We start from the raw sequence: 6,391 nt of genomic DNA, 5'->3' as shown, positions 1-6,391 counted from the left end.
GCCGACCTCGCAGGAACAGGTCATTCAGTCACTCGAGGGCGGTGTTGTCGCCAAGCTCATGGTGCGACAGGATGATGTGGTGGAGCCGGGGCAGATTCTGGCGCAGCTCGACCCAACCGTTACAGAATCAAGCGTGCAGGAAAGTGCCGCCAAATATCGTGCGGCTTTGGCAAGTTCTGCGCGGCTAACTGCTGAAGTCAGCCAGACTGAGCTGCAATTTTCGCCGGAGCTTGATGCGTTTCCGATGCTGGTGGCTGCAGAAACACGACTTTTCGATGCGCGTACACGCAGCCTGCAGGATTCGCTTGAATGGATCACCGAATCCAAAAAGCTTGTGCAAGACGAACTCAATATCAGCCAGTCACTAAGCAAAATGGGTGCTGCCAGTAATGTGGAAGTGATCCGCCTGAAACGGCAGCTGGTTGAGTTGCAACTCAAGGAAACTGAGATCAAATCGGATTATATCGTTCAGGCGCGTGAGGAGCTTGCAAAGGCAAATGCCGAGGTGGAATCGCTTTCATCGGTTATTCGCGGACGATCCGATGCGCTTGCGCGTCTGACGTTGCGTTCGCCGGTGCGCGGCATCGTCAAGAATATCGAAGTCTCGACCATTGGTGGTGTGGTGCCTCCGAATGGCAAACTGATGATTATTGTGCCGCTTGATGAACAGCTGCTGATCGAGACGCGTATCTCGCCGCGGGATATTGCTTATATTCACCCGGATCAGCGTGCGACCGTCAAGGTGACCGCATATGATTATGCGATTTATGGCGGATTGGAAGGCAAGGTTGTCAGCATCTCGGCCGACACAATCAAGGATGAAGCGAAGCCTGAAAATTATTATTATCGCGTATTCATCAAGACCGAGACAGATGCGCTTTTAAACAAGCATGGAGAACGCTTTCCCATCGTTCCAGGCATGGTTGCGACGGTGGATATTCATACTGGTAGCAAGACAGTCTTTGATTACCTGATCAAACCGCTCAACAGGGCAAGCGAAGCGTTGCGAGAACGGTAGGGACCAGGTGGCGCCATGTGGAAAATGGTTCGCGAAAGTCGCCGGTTCAGCTGTGAATGGGTGATTTCGCTGGGCCTGATGCTGATTATCTTAACCATCGATGGTGCCAGAGCCGAGCTGCTGCAGTGGAGCCTCAAGCCTGATTTTGCGACCTGCCAGAAAACAGATGATGCAGTCTGGGCGGAATATGCAGGCGGGCAGGATTGTATCCGCTTTTTCTCAGGCGGCACCATCAAGGATGCGCCGGTGGTCATTGTTCTGCTGCGCGGCGATACCGTTGGCTGGGTGAAACGCAAGCCGGCAGATATTCCCGACAATACGGTGAAAGCGCAGAAAGGCCGCGCGGAACGAACAGCGCAGGTGATCGATGTTCCTGTCATCGTGCTGGAGCGGCCCGGAACTTTCGGTTCAACCGGCAACCACTTGCGGAGACGACAGGCGCCCGAATTCCTGGCGCTGAATTCTGCGCTGGATGCAATCAAACAGCGATACAACATCCAGCAGTTTGTGCTGATGGGGCATAGCGGCGGTGCAACTGCGGCTGCAGCTTTGCTCACACTTGGGCGCAATGATGTATCTTGTGCGGTGTTGACGTCGGGTGCATTCGGCCTTCTGGAACGTGCGCAGATGTTGCGTGCTGAATCCGGGCTGAAGCAACGGCCCGGACGTGACACAACGGGACTGCCTACGCCCTATGATCCGATGGAACATATCCGTGGATTCGTACGAAATCCGCAGCTGAAGATTATTGTGATTGGAAATCCGAGGGATCGCGTTGCGCCATTTGTTTTGCAGCGCCGTTTTGTCGATTTGTTGACTGGGAATGGATATTCCGCACAGCTTATGACTTACGGCGCTTTTCCGCCGCAATACCATAAACTGCGTGACGATATCGGCCTGAAACAAGCAGCGACCTGCGCAAAGCAGTTGTAGCTTTAGGAAATCAATTTGTTTTGTCGGGAGAAAGTTACTTCACTTTGAAGTGATGGTAGCGGAGGACGGATTCGAACCGCCGACACAAGGATTATGATTCCTCTGCTCTAACCTACTGAGCTACTCCGCCACGTTTTCTGCGAACTCTGTTCACCACCGTTTCCAGTGTTTTGAACGAATGATTTCGCAAGGAATGGCGGCGGTATATGTGGGGAACGGGACCCTGTCAAGCACTCTTCGCATAGCTTTCGTCTTGTTTTCCACGTTTTGCGTAGATAAGTAACTAGCGGAAAGCAAAGGCTTAGTTTTATGGCACCTCGTATTGCGGTTTTGGGTTGTGGCTATTGGGGCGGCAACCATATTCGTACCTTGAAGGGGCTCGGTGTCCTTCAGGGTGTTTCTGACGCCAATCCACAGAATGCGGAACGATTCGCTTCTGAGTTCGGTGTTCCCAACATTCCGGTCGATGAACTCTTCTCCCATCCCGATATTGATGGCATCGTTTTGGCGCTGCCTGCGCAGTTTCATGCGCAATATGCGATTGAAGCAGTGAAAAACGGCAAAGACGTTCTGGTTGAAAAGCCTATCGCGCTGGAAGTTGCCGATGCGGAAGCAGAAGTTGCGGCTGCACGCGAAAATGGTCGCGTGTTCATGGTCGGGCATATTCTGCGCTTCCATCCGGCATTTGAGAAGCTGCTCGAAATGGTGAAGGGCGGAGAGCTCGGCGATATTCGCTATGTGCATTCGCACCGCGTCGGTTTCGGAAAATTCCACGACAAGTTCGATGCGCTTTGGGATCTTGCTCCGCACGACCTTTCGATGATCCTCGCCATCACTGGCGAAGAGCCGTCAGCTGTTCGCGGAGAAGGCACGGCGATCATCGACAAGATCAGCGATTTTGCGCATGTGCATCTCGAATTCCCGAGCGGCATTCGCGGCCATCTCTTCGCTTCCCGAATGAACTCCTATCGTGAGCGCCGCCTGAGTGTGACGGGAACCAAGGGTATGCTTGTCTTTGACGATGCCGAGCCCTGGGATCGCAAGCTTGCATTCTACAAGCACGAAGTATGGCGTGAGAATGATCAGTGGGCTTTCAAATCGGTCGATCCGATCTATATCCCCGTCGAAGAAGGAATGCCGCTGACACGCGAGTTGCAGCATTTCCTGCACTGCATCGAAACGCGCGAAAATCCGCGCACTGATGGGCAGGAAGCAATCAACGTATTGCGCATTCTGACCGAAGGATCGGTCAGTCATTCCAGATAACACGCACTTGACGGAAATTTCTGTCAAGCGGTGTTACGGGAATAGCAAAACTTTGAACGCTCCACCCATGGCAGGGCGGGGCGCGAAGGAATAAGAGAATTGTCGTGGATTCGCTGAGCATTCTCAGTAAACCAGATAAATTGGAGCCAACATGCAGTTCATTGATCTTGGAGCGCAACGCGCGCGTATCGAAGACCGTCTTAATGCCGCCGTTTCCAAGGTTGTTGCGGAAGGCCGTTACATTCTCGGTCCTGAAGTGGCTGAGTTCGAAAAGAAGCTCGGTGAATATCTGGGCGTGGAGCATGTGATCGCCTGCGCCAACGGCACCGACGCCTTGCAGATGCCTTTGATGGCGCGCGGCATCGGCCCGGGCCATGCAGTTTTCGTTCCGTCGTTCACGTTTGCAGCGACTGCTGAAGTTGTTGCGCTTGTTGGTGCAGAGCCGGTTTTCGTCGATGTCGATGCCGACACCTACAACATGAATATCGAACAGCTTGAAGCTGCCATTGCTGCTGTCCGCAAGGAAGGTCGTCTTGAGCCAAAGGCAATCATTCCTGTCGATCTGTTTGGTCTTGCTGCCGATTACAACCGCATCACCGCAGTTGCTGATCGCGAAAACCTGTTTGTGATCGAAGACGCGGCTCAGTCGATTGGCGGCAAGCGCGACAACGTCATGTGCGGTGCTTTCGGCCATGTCGGTGCAACGAGCTTTTACCCTGCCAAGCCGCTCGGCTGCTATGGCGACGGCGGTGCAATGTTCACCAACGATGCCGAACTGGCCGACACGCTGCGTTCCGTTCTGTTTCACGGCAAGGGCGAAACGCAGTATGACAATGTTCGCATCGGTCTCAACTCGCGTCTCGACACCATCCAGGCAGCTATTCTTTTGGAAAAGCTGGCGATCCTTGAAGACGAAATGGAAGCGCGCGACCGTATTGCCAAGCGCTACAATGAGCTGCTCAAGGATGTGGTCAAGGTTCCGGGTCTGCCTGCTGGCAATCGTTCGGCCTGGGCACAGTATTCGATTGAAAGCGAAAACCGCGATGGTCTGAAGGCACATCTTCAGGCAGCCGGCGTTCCATCGGTCATCTACTATGTGAAGCCTTTGCATCTGCAGACGGCATACAAGCATTATCCGATTGCACCCGGCGGTCTGCCTGTTTCGGAAGCGCTGCCTGCGCGCATTCTCAGCCTGCCGATGCATCCTTACCTTTCGGAAGAAGATCAGGACAAGATCATCGGCGCGATCCGTGGTTTCCACGGCAAGTAAGCCTGATTTACCAGTGATTGAGAAAAGCCCGGCGAAAGTCGGGCTTTCTTTATATTATTGCCGTTTCGCGATACGTGAGGCGACGAAGCGGGCAATTGCCGGACCAGCAAGCAGCACGATGAAAAAGCGGCTGGTTTGCATGGCGATGATGAATGGCAGATCGACATTGCTCGATGCTGCGATAATGGCCACGGTATCTGCGCCGCCGGGGCTGGTGGCGAGGTAAGCGGTGAGTGGATCTAGGTCCAGCACATGGCCGAGTGTCATGCCGAACAGGCCACAAACGGCAATCAGAATAAGCGCTGATGCGAGCACAGCCGGAAAGGCGCGGGCAGCGTGTGCAATGATCGCGCGGGTAAAGCCAAGGCCAATGCGCCAGCCGATGAATATATAGCTCGCAGCCAGCAGCCATGGCGGCAGATCAATGACCATAAGGCCGAAATCCTGCAACAAGGCACCGAGCGCCAGCGGTACGAGCATCGCTCCGGTTGGAATGCGTGATATTTGGCCCAGAAAGGCGCCGCAGACGATCAATGCGAGGGTCGGGCCAAGCGTATGCCAGTTTATTGTCGGAAACCATTCTACGGCCGCTGGAGCGACTGTTTCGACATCGGCCGTGAACATGACAACAAGCGATGCAGTGGTTGCCACCAGCACTACGCGCAAATATTGCATGAAGGCGATAAGGCGTGCGTCAGACCCAAAGGATTCAGCCATGAGCACGATTGCTGTCGCAGCCCCCGGCGAGACACCCCAGACGGCGGTTGTTCCGGGCAAAACGCGAAAGCGTGCCAGAAGATAGCCTATTGTGGTGCTGGCGAGCAGCGTGAAGCCCGTCGAAAACAGGATGATCGGCAGATGTTGTCCCATATTGCTGAAGAATTCAGCGGTCATGGCACGGGCGATCAACAGGCCGACGATTGCCTGTGCGAGCAGGGAGAAATTCTTGTGAACCTTGATCGTGCTCTCACGAGACGCGAGAAAGATGGCGCCCAGCATCGCGCCAAGCAGCAAAGCTGCGGGTAATCCCAGCATTTCTCCGAGGAAGATCAGCAAGGCAGAGGCGATCAGCAGCACGCCCCACTGGACTGGCTTCGGTGTATTGCTGAACGTGAACGTATTGCGGGCCTTTTCTTGCCCGGGGGGGACGGGTTTTTGCATCGCGCTTCTTCCCTACAACTAGCGAAGGTGAGAATGCAAACGCGTTTTTCCCCCAAAGGCATATATGCGCGAGAAGAAACTCACGCGGTTCGTGCCATCAAACGATGGTGCCGAATTCCATGCTGACGGGATCAATCAGCGACAGGAATGCATCGCAATCTGCATTGCCTTGCCAGCTTGCACAAATTTCGGTGGCGGTGGTCTGATTATCGGCGAAGGCCAGATCGACAAATGTCCCATCAGCGAGTTTTACGAGATGCTGTGCAAGCCAGCCCGACTGATGCGAGAGGTGGTTGCTCACCATCGCGGTATAGGCGTCTCGCATGGCTTGTTCATCCACGCCGGCTTTCAATCGGAAGCGCCCGAGTTCTATGCCGTTGCCTGATGTTACCGGCTGCTGCGGCTCTGCCTGGGCTTGGTAATGGCCTATCGATACCATTTCTTTTAGCGTTTCTCTAAAGGCGGCAAATTCTGGTGCGGTGCCAACGAGCGATGCTGCAGCCAGCGCATCATCCAGCGTGGACCAGGAAACGAGATCAACACGATCTCCCGCATGCGTTATGCCGCTAAATGGCACCCAAGAGATGAAGCCAGGAAGAGCACAGATTTGTTCGCGTGCGTTTTCGCGCTCCTTATCTGCGCTCGCTATGTCGTTGACCTTATATGTTACAATTTCGAAGTATGGCGTGTTCAAGAAAAGCTCCTGTGTATTTGGTGTGCTGCACATACACGGAGTCCCTGAC

Annotated in this window: 6 protein-coding genes and 1 tRNA gene; 4 read left to right on the top strand and 3 right to left on the bottom strand. The window is 54.3% G+C overall.

The window, feature by feature from the left end:
* A partial coding sequence (locus tag CEV34_RS03080; protein ID WP_094543192.1) for an HlyD family type I secretion periplasmic adaptor subunit occupies window positions 1-1,018 on the top strand: 1,018 nt, incomplete at its 5' end.
* 15 nt (window positions 1,019-1,033) lie between these two features.
* Window positions 1,034-1,951 carry an alpha/beta fold hydrolase gene (locus CEV34_RS03075; RefSeq protein ID WP_007876143.1) on the top strand — a complete coding sequence of 306 codons (918 nt, stop codon included), beginning with the start codon at window positions 1,034-1,036 and terminating at the stop codon, window positions 1,949-1,951.
* 53 nt (window positions 1,952-2,004) lie between these two features.
* Here CEV34_RS03075 and CEV34_RS03070 read toward each other — a convergent pair.
* Window positions 2,005-2,081: transfer RNA gene (locus tag CEV34_RS03070), tRNA-Met, on the bottom strand.
* A 179-nt stretch (window positions 2,082-2,260) separates the two neighbouring features.
* On the opposite strand from CEV34_RS03070, the gene CEV34_RS03065 reads away from it, so the two are divergent.
* Window positions 2,261-3,217, top strand: coding sequence for a Gfo/Idh/MocA family protein (locus CEV34_RS03065; protein ID WP_007876130.1), 957 nt, complete (start codon window positions 2,261-2,263; stop codon window positions 3,215-3,217).
* A 151-nt stretch (window positions 3,218-3,368) separates the two neighbouring features.
* A complete protein-coding gene (locus CEV34_RS03060; RefSeq protein ID WP_007876128.1) occupies window positions 3,369-4,487 on the top strand; it encodes a DegT/DnrJ/EryC1/StrS family aminotransferase in 1,119 nt (372 codons plus the stop codon).
* Between the two features lie 54 nt (window positions 4,488-4,541).
* Here CEV34_RS03060 and CEV34_RS03055 read toward each other — a convergent pair whose 3' ends face one another.
* On the bottom strand, window positions 4,542-5,648 hold the full coding sequence (locus tag CEV34_RS03055; RefSeq protein ID WP_007876125.1) for an AbrB family transcriptional regulator: 1,107 nt from the start codon (window positions 5,646-5,648) through the stop codon (window positions 4,542-4,544).
* 97 nt (window positions 5,649-5,745) lie between these two features.
* Window positions 5,746-6,342: a hypothetical protein gene (locus tag CEV34_RS03050; RefSeq protein ID WP_039860037.1), complete on the bottom strand. Its 597-nt coding sequence runs from the start codon at window positions 6,340-6,342 to the stop codon at window positions 5,746-5,748.
* Window positions 6,343-6,391: the final 49 nt, after the last annotated feature.

It is taken from the genome of Brucella pseudogrignonensis, from assembly GCF_002252525.1.
GTDB classification, from domain to species: domain Bacteria; phylum Pseudomonadota; class Alphaproteobacteria; order Rhizobiales; family Rhizobiaceae; genus Brucella; species Brucella pseudogrignonensis.
This window is presented reverse-complemented; position numbering and strand designations above follow the sequence as displayed.

Coding starts and splice junctions, on each gene's coding strand:
- CEV34_RS03075 (WP_007876143.1), top strand. CDS start 1,034: ATGTGGAAAATGGTTCGCGAAAGTCGCCGGTTCAGCTGTGAATGGGTG.
- CEV34_RS03060 (WP_007876128.1), top strand. CDS start 3,369: ATGCAGTTCATTGATCTTGGAGCGCAACGCGCGCGTATCGAAGACCGT.
- CEV34_RS03055 (WP_007876125.1), bottom strand. CDS start 5,648: ATGCAAAAACCCGTCCCCCCCGGGCAAGAAAAGGCCCGCAATACGTTC.
- CEV34_RS03065 (WP_007876130.1), top strand. CDS start 2,261: ATGGCACCTCGTATTGCGGTTTTGGGTTGTGGCTATTGGGGCGGCAAC.